This window comes from Variovorax sp. 54 (assembly GCF_002754375.1).
Taxonomy (GTDB): Bacteria; Pseudomonadota; Gammaproteobacteria; order Burkholderiales; family Burkholderiaceae_C; genus Variovorax.
Window position 1 is genome coordinate 1022175 of sequence record NZ_PEFF01000001.1, and the last position, 17207, is coordinate 1039381.

The following is a 17207-nucleotide window of genomic DNA, read 5'->3' on the forward strand; positions in this document are numbered from 1 at the left end:
AGTTTTTTGTCATGGACACCACTTTTAGAAAAAAAGCACTGCATGTGTTGCAGCCTGGAAGTCGCGGTTAGGGAGGTTTTCTGGCGCCGGACTGTGAGCGTCCAGCCATCCCATCTTGAGTTCTCCCAAAGGCGTATAACTGACCACCCGCCCCTCGCGGGCGTCGTTGCGTCCGCGTGGCGCAAGTCAGTCGGAACGCTGCGCCTGCGTGCCTGGACCGCCATAGGGCACTGCCGGCAGGAAAACGCCGCGCCGCAAACCCGAAATGCATGCGGCCAATCGAAGTAATTCCTCGGCATTGCCATCATGCAACGCACTTTCCGCGTTTTCCCGCTCGATCAACTCCGCGATGTGCTCGAGCGCAGCGGCCGGCGTAAAGCCGAGGCCGGCACGCGTCATCTCAACGGCCGTGGCAAGCACCTCAGTTTTGGTCATGCCAACAAGCCGCGCGCAATGAACCGCATCGGCAAAACCGCCCCCGCTCTCACATGCGATTCGATGAGCTGAGTCTTCTTCATCATGCCCCCCCCTTCTGGACACGCAAAGTCGCGGTGTAGAGCGTGCCGTCCTGCTACATCTCTGCGCTGATGCCGAGCATCAGTACAGAAGTCAAGGTCGAACTCTTTTTTCGTGAGCGCTACCGACAGCGCTCCCCTGTGAATCATCCGCCGGCCAGGCCCGAAGCAGAAGCCTTCGAGCGGTTCGAGCTCACTCGTTTCCGAAGTCATTCCTGCATCGGAAGGCTTCACAGCGGGAAATTGGGCCGAGAGCGACTCGCTTGGACTTCCTGCCCTTGAAAGTTCCGTGGCATCTACTTTCCGGGCAACTCCTTGTTGGAACTCATTTTCTGATTATTTTTCCGATGAATGGAAAACCATTGCAAGTTCGGCGTTGCATGCCAGATCTGGCATTCAAGGGCTTCTTGATGGGGTCCGTTCAAACAGATTCCGCGCGAAGCGGTCATCTGAAATCTCTCAAACAACTGACACCAAGAGCTCGGGTTCCGTTTAGTCCCGGCGAGCGGGCGTCAGCGACCGGAAGTTCCTGCGGGGGATTTGCCTGGCTTGGGGTTGAGGTCCATAGGGTTTTTACCGAGGCAACAGTTAGTTTTGGAATAAATAATTCCATCCATTGGAACAAATTCTCTGAATTCATGACTTCGCATCTTTCTCTGACCGGTGTTTTCCCCGTTCTTCCCACACCCTTCGATGCCCAGGGGCGCCCTGACACCGAGTCCCTGCGCAAGCTCGTCGAATATCTGGTTCGGTGTGGGGTTGATGGCATAACCTACCCTGGGGTCGCGAGCGAGGTGGGGCAACTGGTTCCCGAGGAGCGGCAGGCGCTCGTCGACATCGTGCTTGCGGAAGTGGCGGGCCGCGTCCCGGTGATTGCGGGTGTTTCGAGCAGCGACGCCGCCACCACCGATCGTCTTGCGGTTGCCGCGACCAAGGGGGGCGCGGCGGCGCTGATGCTGGCTGTGCCGCCCGATCGAAAGAGTGCTGCCGAGCAGATCGCCTATTTCACCCAGGTCGCGCAGGCCGCGGGGGACACCGCTCTGATGCTGCAAAACGTGCCGCCTCCCGTGGGTGCAGGCTTGGACCCGGAAGTGCTGCTCGAGATTCTGGCGGCCGTTCCGTCGATCCGCTACGTCAAGGAAGAGACGCTGCCAAGTGGTCAGCGCCTGTCGGTATTGCGCGCCGAGGCGCCGACAAACCTGCTGGGTGTGTTCGGCGGCGCGGGCGGGCGCTACATCACCGACGAGTTGCGCCGTGGTGCTTCCGGGACCATGCCCGCGATCGAGTTGGCGGAGGTGCACACGGCGCTGTTCAAGGCGCATCGCGAAGGTGACGTCGATCGCGTGCGTGCGCTTTTCACGCGCATGCTGCCCGTGCTGAACGTGCAGGCGGTGTTTCGCTGGTCCCTGACGAAATACGTGCTCAAGAAGCGCGGCCTGATCGCCGACGCTCGCCAGCGCATGCCGGGCCCGCTGCTCGACGCGATGGACATGGCCGACGTCGACGCATTCCTGGCCGACATCGACGACCTGCTGCTGCCGCAGGACCAGTTGCCATGACCGGCTTCGCAAGGATCGCCCAGGTCGAAAGCTTCATCGTCTCGCTGCCGCGCGACACGCCCTACCTCGGGCCCCTGGGCCCCGGAGAGAAGATCAACGAGCGCGGCTACCTGGTGCGTCGCGGCAATCGCGCGATCTATCCGTCGACCGACATGTCGGTCCTGATCAAGATCACCGCCGACGACGGCACCGTCGGCTGGGGCGAAACCTACGGCATCGTTGCGCCCGACGCGGTCACGAGCATCATCGACGACGTGATCGGCCCCGTGATCGTGGGGCGCGACCCCCGCGATGCGATGGTGATCCAGGAGGACCTGTACGACCTGATGCGCGTGCGCGGCTTCTTCGGGGGCTTCTATGTCGACGCCATTGCCGGCGTGGACATCGCGGTGTGGGATCTCTTTGGAAAGCTGGTCGGCCAGCCCGTGGTCAAGCTGCTCGGCGGCCAGCGACTCGAGACCGTGCCGGCCTACGTGTCCGGCCTTCCGGGGGCGACTCTGGAGGCCCGGCTCGAACTCGCGCGCGGCTTCGTCGCCAGGGGCTTCGACGCCTTCAAATACCACGCGGCCGTATCCTTCGACGGCATTGTGGCCGAGATGCGCACGCTGCGCGAAGGCCTGGGCGATGCGGTCAAGCTGATGGTCGACCTGCACTGGAAGTTCACCGCGCAGGAAGCCGTGCAGCTCATCGACCAGCTCGCCCCCTACCGGCCCTACTTCGTCGAAGCACCCTGCCAACCCGAGGACATCGAAGGCCAGGCCCACGTCGGCGCGAGCGTGCGCGTGCCGCTCGCGCTGGGAGAAGAGTGGCGCACGGTCTTCGAATACCGCCCTCGCCTGGAGCGACGTGCGATGTCGATCGTGCAGCCCGAGATGGGACACACCGGCATCAGCCAGTTCATGCAGATCGGCCGCATGGCCAATGCCTTTCACATGAAGGTGATCCCGCACGCCAGCATCGGCCTGGGTATCTACCAGGCCGCGAGCCTGCACGCTACGGCGGCGCTGCCCAACGCGCCGATGCACGAGTACCAGCACTCGGTGTTCGACCGCAACCTGCAGTACGTCCGGACCGCGATGCGCTGCGATGCCGGGGCCTTCCATCTCCCCGAGGGGCCGGGATTGGGCATCGAGCCCGCCCCCGAAATCTGGCAATTCCTGAGAAAGAAAGGCTATTCGCAATGAAGGCGTCATTAATCGCCATCGACTGGGGCACTTCCAACCTGCGCGCGAGCTTGCTCGATGCGCGCGGCGACATCCTTGAAGCGCGCAGCGCGCCCGGCGGCGTGATGGCCGTGCCCGAGCGGCGTTTCGCCGAAGCATTGCTGGCGCTGTGCGGCGATTGGATCGACACGCATGCAGTGCCGCTGATTGCGAGCGGCATGATCGGCAGCCGCCAAGGCTGGCAGGAGGCGCCCTACGTCGCTTGTCCGGCAGGCCTGCCAGCGGCCGCGGCGCAGCTGGTGCAGGTCGAGGTCAGGCCCGGCGCGGTGCTGCACATCGTGCCCGGCATCCGCTGCTTCGGCGCCGACTGTGTGCACGATGTGATGCGCGGCGAGGAAACCCAGCTCTGGGGCGCGGGCCTTGCGGCCGGCGACTGCTGCGTGCTGCCGGGCACGCACAGCAAATGGGCCTGGCTGGGCGAGGAAGGCAAGGTCGATCGCTTCGAGACCTTCATGACCGGTGAGTTCTACGGTCTGCTGACGAAGCACGGCATCCTCGGCCGGCTCATGCAGTTCGGCGCGGCGCGGCCCGAGACCTTCGATGCCGGCGTCAGGCTGGGCCTGGCGCAACATGGCAACGCGCTGCACGTTGTGTTTGCGGCGCGCACCGCCGGCCTCATGGGCGACATCGACCCAGAGGGATTGCCCGACTACCTCTCGGGCATCCTGATCGGCGTGGAGATCGCAAGCGCGATCGCACGCCATCCGCAACGCAGCATTGCCTTGCTGGGCGACGACGACCTGTGCAGCCGCTACGAAACCGCGCTCGGCATCGCCGGCGTGGATACGCGCCGCGCGAGCGACGGGGCGACCACGCGTGGGCAATGGCGCGTTGCCGTCGAGGCCGGGCTTGCGAAGGAAGCCGCATGAACGGGGTCATTGCCATCTTGCGCGGCATCACGCCGGACGAAGTGCTGGAGGTGGGGCACGCATTGGAAACGTGCGGCGTTCGCTGCATCGAAGTGCCGCTGAATTCTCCGCAGGCGCTCGTCAGCATCGAGTCCCTCGTGCGCGAATTCGGTGATCGCTTGCAGATCGGCGCGGGGACCGTGACGGCTGCCGCGCAAGTCGATCGTGTCGCCGACACGGGAGCGCACCTGGTGCTGTCGCCCAACTTCGATGCCGAGGTCATTCGCCGCACCAAGGCGCGAGGCCTGTACTCGATGCCGGGCGTGGCAACCTCCACCGAGGGCTTCGCCGCGATTGCGGCAGGGTGCGATGCGCTCAAGCTCTTCCCCTCCGAGCTGCTGGGCACCGCTGCGCTGAAGGCATGGTCCGCCGTATTGCCCGCCGGGACGCCGATGTTCAGCGTCGGCGGCGTCGGCATCGACAACATCGGAGCCTTCAAGGCGGCCGGGGCTTCGGGGGTGGGCATCGGCTCCAGCCTCTATGTGCCAGGCATCTCCATCGACGAACTTGCCCGGCGCGCGAAAGCGCTGATTGCAGGGTGGTCGGCGGCCTGACAGAAGTTCAAGGAGACCCAGATCGTGTTCCGTAAAGACAAGAGAACCGTGCTGCGCCTTGCACTTGCCTGCGCGCTTCTTCCCGCCTTCGGCGCCGCGCAGGCGCAGTCCGCCTTGCCCTCCTATCCGTCCAGGCCGATCAAGTTCGTGGTCCCGGTGCCGGCCGGCGGTGCGGCCGACGTGATGGCGCGCATGATCGCCACCCACCTGCAGGCCAAGTGGGGCCAGCCCGTGGTGGTCGACAACAAGCCCGGTGCCGGTTCCAGCGTGGGCATGGCCCAGGTCGCCAAGGCGGCGCCGGACGGCTACACCATCGGCATGGGCAATGTCGCCGCCAATGCCATCAACCCCGCCGTCAGGCCCGAGTCTTTCCCCTACGACCCGGTGAAGGATTTCGCGGCGGTCACGATGGTGGGCATCACGCCGCTGATCCTCGTGGTGAATCCGCAGAAGGTACCGGCGCGCACTCTGCCCGAGTTCCTCGCCTACCTCAAGGCGCACCCGGGGCAGCTCAGCTACGGGTCTTCCGGCGCGGGTTCGGCGCTGCATGTGGGCATGGAGCTCTTCATGCAGAAGACGGGCACCTCGATGGTCCACGTCGGGTACAAAGGCTCCGCACCGATGCTGACCGACCTGCTCGGCGGGCAGATCGATGCCTCGATGGACGCGGCCGCGACCTCCTGGCCGCATGTTCAATCGGGCAAGCTGCGCGCGCTCGGCGTCTCGACCGCCCAGCGGGTGGATTTCGCACCCGACTTGCCACCGATCGCCCAGACCGTGAAAGGCTTCGAGATGAATCCCTGGCACGGTGTGATGGCGCCCGCAGGCACGCCGCCGGCGATCGTCGACAAACTCGCGGCCGAGATCCAGTCGTTCCTGCGCCAGCCCGACACCGAAGCCAGGCTGCGCGAACGCGGCGTGGTGCGCGTGGGATCGAGCCCTGCGGAGTTCGCGAAGACCTTGCGCGATGAAGCCGCGTTCTACAAGAAGCTGGTGGCCGACGCCGGCATCAAGGCCGAATGAGCCGCCGATCCGTCGAGAAGGCCATGGCTTTTCCAGGACCCGATTTCCCGCTCCCGCGCCGCCGCGTGCTCGGCCTGCTGGCCGCATCGGCGTCATCTTCCCTCTGGCCCATGGTCGCCAGCGCCCAAAGCGAATGGCCTGCGCGCCCCGTCTCCGTGATTGTTCCGTTCGCGCCGGGCGGTGCGGGCAACGGTTCCGTGCGCATCCTGGCCGAGTTGATCGGGCCACGCATCGGCCAGCCGCTGGTGATCGACAACCGCCCTGGCGCAGGAGGCATCACCGGCACCGCGATGGTGGCCTCCAGCAACGACGATCACATGCTGCTGATGGGCAGTACCACCATGACCATCCTGCCGGCACTGCGCAGCGACCTGAACTACGACGTGCAGCGCGACCTGCAGCCCGTGGGCATGATGTCGACGCAGCCGCTGGTGCTGGCCGTGGGCGCCGGCTCGCCGGTGCGCAACCTCGACGACCTCATGGCCAGAGGACGGGCGGGCGACCTGAGCGCCGGCAACAGCGGTGTCGGCACGCTCTCGCACCTGGCGACCGAACTGCTCAACCGCAAACTGGGCACGCGCATCCTGCCCGTTCCCTACAAAGGCGACAGCGTGCTGATTCCCGATGTCGTGGCGGGCACCGTGTCCATGGGCGTGATGAACCTCCCGGTCGCGTTGCCGCTGATCCATGCCGGTCGCCTGCGCGCAGTGGCGGTCACATCGGCACAGCCCCTCGCGAGCCTGCCCGCCGTGCCGCTGCTGCGTTCAGTCGGCGAAGAGTTCGTGATCTCCGGCTGGGCCGCGCTCTTCGCAGCGAAGAAAGTACCGGCCGCGGGCGTGGAGCGGCTCGGGAAGCTGCTGCGCGAAGCCTTGGGCACGCCGACGGTGCGGGAACGCTTTGCCGGCTTTGGCGTGACGCCGGAAGCATCGACGCCGTCGCAGTTGCGCGAATACGTGCGCAACGAAACCGCGCGTTGGGGAGAAGTGGTGCACAGCCGCAGTATTAAGCTTGAATGAGGGGGCGCTGAGCGCCAACATGCAAGCACGACTCGAACTAGAATTCGGTCAATGTTCCGCTCTTTGGAACTCCTTTCCGCATGCCCATGACAAGCACTACTGGAGCCGCCTCCCAGGGGGATGGCACAGCCAAATTTCCGGCGACCGAAACGAACCACCAGGCAACCAACTGCGCACGGCCCACGGCCTCAGGTCTCGGTGTGCTGGAAAAGGCGATGAATCTCCTGAACATCGTGTCAGCACGCCGCGCACCGATGACCTTCACCGAGTTGCTGCGCGCGTGCGACCTGCCCAAGGCCACGCTGCACCGCATCCTCGCGACGCTGGTGCGCGAAGGACTGCTGCGACACAACGCCTACGACAAGACCTTTCAACTCGGGCTGCGCCTGCTCGAGCTTGCGCACGACGTGTGGAGCGAGTTCGACTTGCGCGTGGCGGCACAGGACGAGCTTGCGCGGCTGCGTGACGCGCTCAATGAAACCGTGGAACTCACGTTGCTTGATGGCACCTGGGTGGTCATCCTGGCCAGCGAACCTTCGGGAGAGGCGCAGGGTACACGCTCGGCTGTCGGACAGCGCTTGCCAGTGCATGCTTCCGCGTCGGGCAAGGCCATTGCAGCGAGCCTCGATCCTTCGGGCCAGCGACGCCTAATCCAGGCACTTGATCTTGAACGCTTTACACAGCACACGATCGTGACGGCAACCGAACTGCAGGCCGAACTCGATCTGGTCCGCGCGCGCGGCTATGCTATCGAACAGGGCGAGCGCGCACTGGATCGCGCGGCGGTGGCCGCGCCGATCTTCGACTACGAAGGCCGCCCTATCGGTGCTGTCGCCATTACCACCGACGCGAGCCGGCTCGATGCGGCGCGTGCCCACACCCTGTCGTCCGCGCTGATGGGTGCGTCGCGCAGCATCTCCCACAGCGCAGCGGGCAAGGCGATGTCCATCGCAACGCAGGCACCGCCCGAAACGACGTCGTCCGTCGAGGTCGCTTGTGTGAGCGAGGTGCGCTCGCTCCTTGGCGAAGGGCCAGTGTGGTCGCCTCGCGACAACGCGCTCTACTGGGTCGACATCCTCACCCCCTCAGTGCACCGCTACGACGCCGCAACGGGCGTTGACACCGAGACGCCGCTCGGAACGATGGCAAGCTTGGTCGTGCCGAAAGCCAGCGGCGGTCTGCTGGTTGCAACCCCGGGGGGGATCATGGCGCTCGATCTCTCTACACGGCGACTGACCTCCTTCTGCCACCCTGAAGCGGGTCGAACCAATGTTCGCTACAACGACGGCAAATGCGACCGACGCGGGCGCCTGTGGGTCGGCTCGATGGACATGGGGGCAGCGGCCAATCGGGGACACCTGTTCTGCATCGAGGCGAACGGCAGCTGGAAACAGGTTGACACCGGCTTCACGGTCCCCAACGGCATCGGCTGGAGCCCCGACAACAAGACAATGTATGTCACCGATACGTACCGCCAGGTCATCTACCGCTACGACTTCGACCTCGCATCCGGAGCCATCGCAAACCGGCGTCCACTGATCACCATCGCCGCCTCCGACGGCAAGCCCGACGGCCTGACGGTCGACGACCAGGGGTGCTTGTGGGTCGCGCTCTGGGACGCCTGGCAGATCGCTCGCTTCTCACCCGAAGGCCAGCTCATGCAGCGGCTGCGCGTGCCGGTTCCGCGTCCCACCAGTTGCTGCTTCGGTGGCGACAACCTGGACACGCTGTATGTCACGAGTGCATCGTTGCGTCTCAGCGAGGAGCAACTGGCGACGGCGCCGCTGTCGGGCTCTCTGTTCGCAATTCAGTTGCCCGATGCACGAGGCTTGCCGGAGGCCGCCTTCGCTGGTTGAAGCGCCTGCGCGGAACTCGCGTAAAAAAAGCCACCCGTGAGGGTGGCCAAAGCCTTGGGGAATCGTTGCATGCGCTTGCCGCGCGCATCTCGCTGGTCAAAAGTAGTGACGCAAACCGAAGTCGTAGCCGGTCTTGCCGATCGTCTTGCCAGTTGAAGCCCAGCCTTTGGCGGCGGTATAGGCGAATGCCGCTGCCTTGGGGTCATGCACAACGTCTGTGTAAAGAACGGTGCGTTTTGACAGGTAGTGGTAGTAACCCACAGCGACCCGCGACTGAATCAATTGATCGTCCGCTTTGGTGCGGGTGTAGGACACGCGAATGTTGCCGGCACCCACAGGGACGTTCACTCCAACCATCTGGTTGCGGATGGCTTGGGCGGCCGTATTGGTGCCTGAACCAACGCCACCATACAGTCGCAGAACGCCGAAATCGTACTGCCCCGAGAGATAGGCCCAGTGGTCGCGCGGTTTGGACGGGTTGATGTACGACACACCGACTTGGAAGGGACCGGATGCATAGATCAGGGACGCCGCATAGGGGCGGTTGCCGGTGGGGTCTGTGCCCTCGCGCAGGGCGCTTTGGACGCGGAAAGTGAAGCCAGCCTGAGTCAACGCGTAGTTGATCGAGTTGTTCATTCGCACGGTATCGATCGCACCAGGTGCACCGTTGCCACGAGAAATGCCGCCTCGCGCACCGTAGCCGCCTGCCAGACCGTCCTGCCCGAAGGGATCGGCGCCCGCCTCGACATAGTGGCTGGGATTGACCTCACGACCCAGGGTCACGCGTCCAAAGGCGCCTTCCAAGCCCACCGTCGATCGTCCTCCGAAGTACGCAGTAGCGTTGTACTGCGTGCCGTCGTCAGGATTGATCTGGGTTTCGAGCTGGAAGATGGCCTTGAGGCCTCCCCCCAGATCTTCGGCCCCGCGAAAACCCAAGCGGCTCGTGGCGCCTGTTCCCATCGTCTTCACGTTGGTTCCGTCGTACTTGCCTGTGGCGATGTCCATGACGCCGTAGATCGTCATGCTGGACTGCGCGGCGGCAGTGCCTGCAAATGGAATGAGCGCCAGCGCGGGCAGCAGTTTGCGCAGCGATCGGCGATGAAAGGGGCGGTACATGAAGTGAGTCTCCTGTTTGAAGTCCATCTATTGGAACTAAATGGCGAATCGGATTGTTCTTCTTCAAATTTGTTCCGATGAATGGTACTTTCCCTGATGCTTTGAGAAAAGTGTGACGACATACTCCGACGTGAACTTGAAATGTTTCAGTAAACGAGACTAAAGGAGAGTGGAATGTTGAACCGACGTGAATTTGCGGCGGGTGTCGCCGCAAGCGCGCTGGCCCCCTTGGGCCCGGCAGCCTGGGCACAGGGGAAATCTCTGACGTATGTGGGCTTCAGTCAGGACGAGGCGGCATCGAAGCCAACGCTGGCGGCCTTCTTCGACACCTATCGCCGAGAGAATCCGGACGTGAAGCTGGAGGCGATCGGGTTTCCGTGGGCACAGACCCAACAGAACATCCTGCTGCGGGTGCGTGCCAATCAACCGCTGCATGTCGCACAGATGCAGGAGCGGTGGCTGCCGACCATCGCGCCGCTGGATCGCCTTGTCGATCTCGACACGGTGTTCAGCAAGGGGCAACTTGAAAAGCTGATCGATCCCGGCGTGCTTGCGCTGGGCGAGTTCCGCGGCAAACGTCTTGGCCTGCCCTGGACGGCGGGCTCCATCGGCATGGTGGGCAACCTCAAGGTATTGCAAGCCGCAGGTGTCGCAAAGCTGCCTGTGAGCGTCGATGACTTCGTCGACGCGTTGCGCAAGGTCAAGAAGGGAAATCCGCAAGCAGTGCCCTATGCGCTCATGAGCAAGAACAATGGCTCGCTGAACCCGGAATTCCAGGTCTGGCTCTGGACCTTCGGTGGCCGCATCCTGGACGACAAGGGCAAGGTACAGGTCAACGATGCGGCGGGGGTGCGTGCGCTTTCGTTCATGACCGATCTCATGCGCGAGGGGCTCGCGGCGCGCGACATCGATCGGCCCGACGCACGCCGTCTGTTCGCGCAGCACCAGACGGCCTTCTACAACGACGCGCCGCTCGCTCGCGGCTTTGCGCGCAACAACTCGGGGCAGGGGGTCCAGATCGATTCGCTGGTTGCCTCGGTCCCCACGCCTGTGTTCAAGAGCGATGCGACACCCCAATCCTTTGCATGGGGCCACCTGCTGGGCATCTTCAAGAGCGGCTCGGCACGCATCGACGCACAGTCGCCGCAGGCAAAGCTCCTGCAATTGCTCGCGCTCAACGACACCACGCAGCTCGAGTACTTCAAGGCCGTGGGGTTGTTTCCGGTGACGAACACCGCGCTCGAAGCGCTCGCCGGCGACGCCTATGTGCACGCATGGTCGCGGACCGCGCGTTCGGCCCGTCGCGATGAGCTCGCCGCATGGCCCAACTCCGCCGACCTCACGACCATCGTGGGCGAAGAAGTGCAGTCCGCGCTGCTGCAGCTGAAATCGCCGCAGCAAGCGATCGAAGCCATGGCCAAGCGCCTGGACGTGAAGATGGCAGAGGTGCGATGAACGCCGTGACAACAACCTCGACGCATCGCGAGGTGCAAGCCGCCCCGCGCCGCGGCAGGCTCAAGCGCCACGAGCGCCGCGTCGGCATCGCGCTGGCGCTGCCTGCACTGGTCGCCTTCTGCGGAGTCATCCTGTATCCATTCCTGCAATCGCTGTTCATGTCGTTGCAGCGCTACACGCTGTCGACGCCCGAGCCCATTTTTGCGGGGTTCGAGAATTTTCGGCGACTTGCCAACGAGCCAGGTATGTGGACCGTGTGGCTCAACACCGCGGTTTTCGTGGTGGTGACCACGGCGCTGACATTCGTGCTTGCGCTGGCCTGGGCGCTGATCGTGCAGCAGAAATTTCGCGGCCGCACCTTCGTGCGCTCCGCGTCCCTGCTGCCGTGGGTCCTGCCCTCTACCGTAACTGCTTTTCTCTGGGCATGGTTGCTCAACGGACAGTACGGCGTACTCAATGCGATGCTGCTTTCGCTGCACGTCATCGATGAGCCGATCACCTGGCTGGCGACCGAGTACGGTGCCATGGCTGGCGTGATCGTTGCCAAGGCGTGGCTGTCCGTGCCGCTTTTCATGGCGTTCTTCCTGGCCGGGTTGCAGGGCGTGTCTCAGGACCAGGTCGACGCCGCGCGTGTCGACGGCTGCGAAAACATCGGCGTGCTGCGCTACGTCGTGCTGCCGCACCTTGCACCCACCATGGTCATCATCACTGTCCTCGGGGCCATGGGCAACCTGCAGGCCTTCGACGTCATCTACGCGATGACCCAGGGCGGGCCGGTCAAGGCCACCACGATGCTCTCGATCGAGGTCTACAAGCAGGCGTTCCAGAACTGGGACATGGGCCTCGCATGCGCGATCGGCTTCGTCTGGTTCATCACCATCGCGGTACCTGCCGGGTTCTATCTGCGGATGCTGTTCCGCCGCGAAGCGGCCTGACCCCCATGCTCAATCTCAAGACACCGCAATCGAAACTCGTCTTCGGCACGACGCTGGTCTTTCTCGGCGCGTTTCTTTTCTTTCCGTTGATCTGGATGTTCATCACGGCGCTGAAGCCGGAAGGCGAGATCTTCGTGCGCCTTCCGACGCTGCTTCCGAAGGCGCCCACGCTGGACAACTTCCGCAACGCCATGCGCGGCGACATGCTGCTGCATCTGCGCAACAGCCTGATCACGGCGGGAGGCGCCGCGGTGCTGACCACCGCGCTGGCGGCCTATGCGGGCTACAGCTTCGCAAAGTTTCGCTACCGGGGCCGCACGGCGCTGATGTACCTGATGCTTTCGGCGCAGATGTTTCCGTTCGCGCTGCTGCTGGTGAGCCTGTATCCGCTGCTGCAGAAGCTGGACCTGCTCAACACCCATTTCGGCCTGATCGTCGCTTACATCGTGCTGGCGTTGCCGAGCGGTACGTACATGCTCTACAGCTACTTCGTGAACATACCGAGCGAGATCGTCGAGGCCGCGCGCGCCGATGGGGCGGGAGAGCTCTATATCTTCCATCGGATCGTGCTGCCGCTCGCACTGCCTGCGATGATTACCGTCGGCCTGTACTCCTTCATGTGGGCCTGGAACGATCTGCTTTTCTCGCTCACGCTGATCACCGACCCGGCGCTGCGCACGGTCGGCCCGGGCCTGTTGCAGGGCTACCTCGGCGAATCACGCAGCGATTGGGGCGGCGCCATGGCGGCATCGGTGCTCGGCTCGCTCCCCGTGGTGATCGGCTTCGCCATGCTTCAACGCTTCTTCATCCAGGGCCTGACGGCCGGAGCGGTCAAATCATGAGACTTGCCGGAAAAACAGCCATCGTCACCGGTGCTGGACAAGGCATCGGGCAGGCGATCGCCCTTCGGTTCTGCGCCGAAGGCGCCGCCGTCATCGCGATCGAATGGTCCCCCGTACTTGCGACCGAGCTGCGCAAGGCGCTGCCCTCCGAACGCGCAATCGTGGTCAAGGCCGACGCGACGACGCAGCAGACAGTGGACTACGCGCTGGCCCTGGCGCACCAACACTTCGGCGGTGTCGACGTTCTCGTCAACAACGCGGTGAAGTACGCCGAGAAGAGCGTGACCGAAACGAGCGACGACGAGTGGGCAAGCACGCTGGAGTCCGCACTGACTGGCACCTTTCGCTACTGCCGTGCGGTCATCCCCTCAATGGTCCAGCGCGGAGGGGGAAGCATCGTGAATCTTGCTTCGATCAACCAGCTCGTCGCCAACCCGGGTCTCGCTGCCTATACAGCAGCCAAGGGCGGGGTGCGCGCCTTGTCAAAGCAGATCGCCATCGAATACGGTCCCCAGCGGGTGCGCTGCAATTCGATCTCGCCAGCGTTGGTTCTCACGCCGCGAACCGGACATGGCGTGACGGATGCCGACATGCGACTCAACAACGAGGCCTACCCCATCGGCCGCGTCGGCGTGCCGGACGACGTGGCCAACGCCGCGCTCTTTTTGGCGTCCGACGAATCGGCCTTCATCACCGGAGTTGATTTGCCGGTGGACGGTGGCCTCACCTCGCTCGCGGCCAGCGCCTTGCTCTCCCGAAAAATCCGTCAGTGGTGGGGGCGCGCGCCCATCGCCCTGCCTTCGAACGACCCAACCTGATCCAGTATCCATGGCACAACTGACACTCCAAGGCGTTGCCAAGTCCTTTGGCGATACACCTATTGTTCGCGGCGTCGACCTGCAGATTGCGCACGGCGAATTTTGCGTGCTCGTCGGCCCTTCTGGCTGCGGCAAATCCACATTGCTGAGGTTGATCGCCGGCCTTGAAGAAGCCAGCGGCGGAAGCATCCTGATCGGCGGGCGCGATGTCACTGACGAGCCGCCCGCGCGGCGCGGCATCGCAATGGTTTTCCAGTCCTATGCGCTCTATCCCCACATGAGCGTGGAAGAAAACATGGGCTTCGGCATGAAGATGGCGAAGCAGAACGATGCCGGGGAGATCCGACAGGCCGTGCATTCAGCGGCGAAGACACTGCGCATCGATCATCTGCTGGCGCGCCGGCCGCGCGATCTTTCGGGTGGGCAACGCCAGCGCGTTGCCATCGGCCGTGCCATCGTGCGCAAGCCCGATCTTTTCCTGTTCGACGAGCCGCTTTCCAATCTCGATGCAGCGCTGCGCGTGGAGATGCGCGTCGAGCTCGCGAAATTGAAGGAGCAGTTGGGCACGACGTTCATCTATGTCACGCACGACCAGGTGGAGGCCATGACGCTTGCCGACCGCATCGTGGTCTTGCGCGATGGGCGTATCGAGCAGGTGGGCACGCCGCTCGAGCTTTATCACGCGCCGGCGAACGAGTTCGTTGCGGGCTTCATCGGTTCGCCGAAGATGAACCTGCTCGAAGCCCGCGTATCGCACGTCGGCTCCGATGCGTGCGAGCTTGCGCTCGCGGACGACGTGACGCTGCAGATTCCCCCGGTGGCCGGCGTACGCCCCGGGGAGGCCGTCAAGCTCGGAATCCGCCCCGAGCATCTGTCGCTCGCCTCGCCGGAAGACGCCCATCTGCGTGGACGCGTCGTCGTCGTGGAGCGGCTGGGAAGCGAAAGCTACGTTCATGTCCAGATGGGGGACAACACAGTCATCGTGCGGACGGACGGGGGCGCCGACTGCACGCGCGGCAGCGTGATCGGCTTGCGGCTGGCACCCCATCAACGGCATCTCTTCAACGCGGCGGGCCAGCGGCTCGCGCTCCGCTTGGACGAGCCCGCCCATGCGTGAATTCGAGACCGGCCGGCGTCGCCTGCTGTGCCAGGCCATCGCAGCCGCTACAGCGGTTGCGGTCCCGTTTCGCGTATCGGCGGGAGACTTTCCATCGAAGCCGATCCGCATCGTCGTGCCGTATCCGCCGGGCGGCGCATCAGACATCACGGCGCGCATCCTCGCGCAGCACATGTTCGCGGCCTCGGGCCAGCCGACGGTGGTGGAGAACCGTACCGGCGCCTCGGGAATCATCGGCACGGATCTGGTCGCCAAGGCGCCCGCGGACGGCCATACACTCGCATTCGTTGCGAGTTCTCATGTCGCGAACCAGCGATTGTTCGTCGGCCTGCCTTATGACGCCCTTAAGAGCTTCGCGCCCATCACGCAAGTGACGGCCACCCAGCTGGTGGTGGTCGTGAACGCCACGGTGCCCGCGCGTTCGGTTCCCGAGCTCGTGGCGCTGGCAAGGAGCAAGCCCGGCGCACTGACCTTTGCCTCCTCCGGCACCGGGAGCAACCCGCATCTGTTCGCGGAACTCTTCGCGCAGCGCGCCGGCGTGAAGTTGACGCATGTGCCCTATCGCGGCAGCACGGCGGCGCATCCGGATCTGATCGGCGGCCAGGTCGACCTGATGTTCGATGCCATCGCAGCCGTGCTCCCGCATGTGCAATCCGGTCGCATGCGCGCACTGGCCGTCTGCGGCGAAAACCGAAGCGCCTTGCTGCCCGCAGTGCCCACGATGAGCGAGGCCGGCGTCGCCGGCCATGTGGCGAGTTCGTGGGGCGGAATTCTCGCGCCGGCGGGAACGCCGGCACCGATCGTCGCGCGGCTTCAAGGCGAGATCGTGCGTGCACTCGCACTCCCGACAGTGCGCGCGCGACTGGCGCAATTGGGCGCGGAGCCCATCGGCAACAGCAGTGCCGCATTCGAAGCACTGCTGCGCACGGACTCCGAGCGCTACATCCGGCTGATCGAGTCACTGTCGATCGAGCCACAACAGATCAAATAACGAGGTAGTTGCAAGAATGAATCCAACAACTGGCGATGACGCGCTGCGCATCGTCTCCGCGCGCCACTGGATGGTGCGCATGCCGTTCAGGCAAACCATCGAATGGGCTTCGGGCAAGCGCACCGGCACGACCCGGGTGATCGTCGAACTGAAGACCGCCGCAGGCCATGTCGGCTACGGTGAATCGATCTGCCTGCTCGATTTCATAGAGCCCGTACTGCGCCGCGTGGTCATTCCCCTGGCCCTGCACCACCGCGTGGACGAGGCGGAGGCGCTGTCCCGGCACGTGCTTGGCGCCGGCTACTACCACCACAAGCGCGCAGCCGTCATGGCAACCGCCGCAGTGGAGATGGCGATGTGGGATGCATTCGGAAAGTCCTGCGGGCAGCCCCTTCACAGGCTCTGGGGTGGGCTTTTTCGCGAACGCATCGAGATGGCGGCCTACCTCTTTCAATCCGACCCGGTCGTGGTCGCGGAGCGCGCGGCACACTTTGCCGATGCAGGCTACCGCTCGTTCAAGGTCAAGATCGGCATGGACGTCGACACCGACGCTCCGCTGGTCGCGGCGGTGCGCAAGACGGTAGGCGAACGCATGCCCATCCGGGCCGACGTCAACAGCGCCTGGACGCCCGGCACCGCGCGTCGCCAACTGGCGAAGCTTGCCCCCTACGACCTGAGCTATGTCGAACAACCCCTGGAGCTGGACGACTTCATGGGCCATTCGGAGTTGCGCAAGTGCCAGTCGGTGCCGATCGCGCTCGATGAATCGGCCTATACGCTGGCGGACGTCGGCAACATCGTGCGCATGGGCGCCGCGGATGTGATCCTGCTCGACCCGCATGAACAGGGCGGTTTGTGGCAAACGATCAAGGCTGCGGCGATCGCGGAGGCTGCGGGCATACCCGTCACGCTGCACAGCGGCGCCGAACTCGGGTTTTCCCAAGCTGCCTACCTGCATCTCGCCGCAAGCATTCCGAACCTTACGCACTCGGTCGATACCGAGCACGCCTACCTTGCGGCTGATGTCGTGCGCGAGTCGTTCGAGTTGCGTGATGGCTGCTTCGATGTGCCGCGCGCGCCTGGTCTGGGGGTCACGCCGAACATGGACGCGCTGGAGCAGTTCTGTACTTCAGAAATTTCCGGTGCTTATCTGGATGACGAGCGTCCAGGGTGGTTTCCCGTCAAACCCGCGTACTGAGACCAAGCATCAGGAAGGGGCGGATAAAAAATTGGACTGGTTTTACGTCGCAAGTCCAAGACTCTCTCGGTACTCGATGGA

At 64.2% G+C, this 17207-nt stretch carries 16 protein-coding genes; 14 read left to right on the forward strand and 2 right to left on the reverse strand.

All coding sequences use genetic code 11. The annotated features are described in order from the left end of the window. Nucleotides 1-186: 186 nt before the first annotated feature. Nucleotides 187-435 (reverse strand): hypothetical protein, encoded by a 249-nt coding sequence (locus CLU95_RS04535; RefSeq protein ID WP_099790826.1) that lies wholly within the window; start codon nucleotides 433-435, stop codon nucleotides 187-189. A 718-nt stretch (nucleotides 436-1153) separates the two neighbouring features. Between CLU95_RS04535 and CLU95_RS04540 the strand changes: the two genes are divergently transcribed. The 7 genes from CLU95_RS04540 to CLU95_RS04570 all read left to right on the forward strand — a co-directional run bounded on the left by CLU95_RS04540 (nucleotide 1154) and on the right by CLU95_RS04570 (nucleotide 8654). Beyond that, nucleotides 1154-2074 (forward strand): dihydrodipicolinate synthase family protein, encoded by a 921-nt coding sequence (locus tag CLU95_RS04540; protein WP_099790828.1) that lies wholly within the window; start codon nucleotides 1154-1156, stop codon nucleotides 2072-2074. Further along, complete coding sequence (locus CLU95_RS04545; RefSeq protein ID WP_099790830.1) at nucleotides 2071-3258, forward strand: mandelate racemase/muconate lactonizing enzyme family protein; 1188 nt, start codon at nucleotides 2071-2073, stop codon at nucleotides 3256-3258. The genes CLU95_RS04540 and CLU95_RS04545 overlap by 4 nt, the downstream gene beginning before the upstream one ends. Then, nucleotides 3255-4166: a 2-dehydro-3-deoxygalactonokinase gene (locus CLU95_RS04550; protein ID WP_099790832.1), complete on the forward strand. Its 912-nt coding sequence runs from the start codon at nucleotides 3255-3257 to the stop codon at nucleotides 4164-4166. The genes CLU95_RS04545 and CLU95_RS04550 overlap by 4 nt, the downstream gene beginning before the upstream one ends. Beyond that, entirely contained in the window at nucleotides 4163-4759 is a 597-nt protein-coding gene (locus tag CLU95_RS04555; RefSeq protein WP_099790834.1) for a 2-dehydro-3-deoxy-6-phosphogalactonate aldolase, read from the forward strand. The genes CLU95_RS04550 and CLU95_RS04555 overlap by 4 nt, the downstream gene beginning before the upstream one ends. 48 nt (nucleotides 4760-4807) lie before the next feature. After that, on the forward strand, nucleotides 4808-5782 hold the full coding sequence (locus tag CLU95_RS04560) for a Bug family tripartite tricarboxylate transporter substrate binding protein (RefSeq protein WP_257214536.1): 975 nt from the start codon (nucleotides 4808-4810) through the stop codon (nucleotides 5780-5782). 23 nt (nucleotides 5783-5805) lie between these two features. Beyond that, the gene (locus CLU95_RS04565; RefSeq protein WP_099797112.1) at nucleotides 5806-6798 is read left to right on the forward strand and encodes a Bug family tripartite tricarboxylate transporter substrate binding protein; all 993 of its coding nucleotides are present in this window, start codon (nucleotides 5806-5808) and stop codon (nucleotides 6796-6798) included. A 215-nt stretch (nucleotides 6799-7013) separates the two neighbouring features. Then, nucleotides 7014-8654: an SMP-30/gluconolactonase/LRE family protein gene (locus CLU95_RS04570; protein WP_099790838.1), complete on the forward strand. Its 1641-nt coding sequence runs from the start codon at nucleotides 7014-7016 to the stop codon at nucleotides 8652-8654. Nucleotides 8655-8750: 96 nt separating this feature from the next. Here the strand turns inward: CLU95_RS04570 and CLU95_RS04575 are convergent, their stop codons facing one another. Further along, the gene (locus CLU95_RS04575) at nucleotides 8751-9770 is read right to left on the reverse strand and encodes a porin (protein WP_180288539.1); all 1020 of its coding nucleotides are present in this window, start codon (nucleotides 9768-9770) and stop codon (nucleotides 8751-8753) included. A 174-nt stretch (nucleotides 9771-9944) separates the two neighbouring features. Here CLU95_RS04575 and CLU95_RS04580 point away from each other — a divergent pair, with 174 nt between their 5' ends. From CLU95_RS04580 to CLU95_RS04610, 7 genes are read left to right on the forward strand one after another with little or no spacing between them, the layout of a single operon-like run. Continuing rightward, nucleotides 9945-11225, forward strand: a complete 1281-nt coding sequence (locus tag CLU95_RS04580; RefSeq protein WP_099790842.1) for an ABC transporter substrate-binding protein — start codon at nucleotides 9945-9947, stop codon at nucleotides 11223-11225. Further along, the gene (locus CLU95_RS04585; RefSeq protein WP_180288540.1) at nucleotides 11222-12160 is read left to right on the forward strand and encodes a carbohydrate ABC transporter permease; all 939 of its coding nucleotides are present in this window, start codon (nucleotides 11222-11224) and stop codon (nucleotides 12158-12160) included. Before CLU95_RS04580 ends, CLU95_RS04585 begins: the two co-directional genes overlap by 4 nt. 5 nt (nucleotides 12161-12165) lie before the next feature. Further along, nucleotides 12166-13002 carry a carbohydrate ABC transporter permease gene (locus CLU95_RS04590; protein ID WP_099790844.1) on the forward strand — a complete coding sequence of 279 codons (837 nt, stop codon included), beginning with the start codon at nucleotides 12166-12168 and terminating at the stop codon, nucleotides 13000-13002. Continuing rightward, nucleotides 12999-13820, forward strand: a complete 822-nt coding sequence (locus CLU95_RS04595) for an SDR family NAD(P)-dependent oxidoreductase (protein WP_099790846.1) — start codon at nucleotides 12999-13001, stop codon at nucleotides 13818-13820. The genes CLU95_RS04590 and CLU95_RS04595 overlap by 4 nt, the downstream gene beginning before the upstream one ends. Nucleotides 13821-13830: 10 nt before the next feature. Next, complete coding sequence (locus CLU95_RS04600) at nucleotides 13831-14937, forward strand: ABC transporter ATP-binding protein (protein WP_099790848.1); 1107 nt, start codon at nucleotides 13831-13833, stop codon at nucleotides 14935-14937. Next, nucleotides 14930-15928 carry a tripartite tricarboxylate transporter substrate binding protein gene (locus CLU95_RS04605; RefSeq protein WP_099790850.1) on the forward strand — a complete coding sequence of 333 codons (999 nt, stop codon included), beginning with the start codon at nucleotides 14930-14932 and terminating at the stop codon, nucleotides 15926-15928. The genes CLU95_RS04600 and CLU95_RS04605 overlap by 8 nt, the downstream gene beginning before the upstream one ends. 16 nt (nucleotides 15929-15944) lie before the next feature. Next, the gene (locus CLU95_RS04610; protein WP_099790852.1) at nucleotides 15945-17126 is read left to right on the forward strand and encodes a mandelate racemase/muconate lactonizing enzyme family protein; all 1182 of its coding nucleotides are present in this window, start codon (nucleotides 15945-15947) and stop codon (nucleotides 17124-17126) included. Nucleotides 17127-17207: the final 81 nt, after the last annotated feature.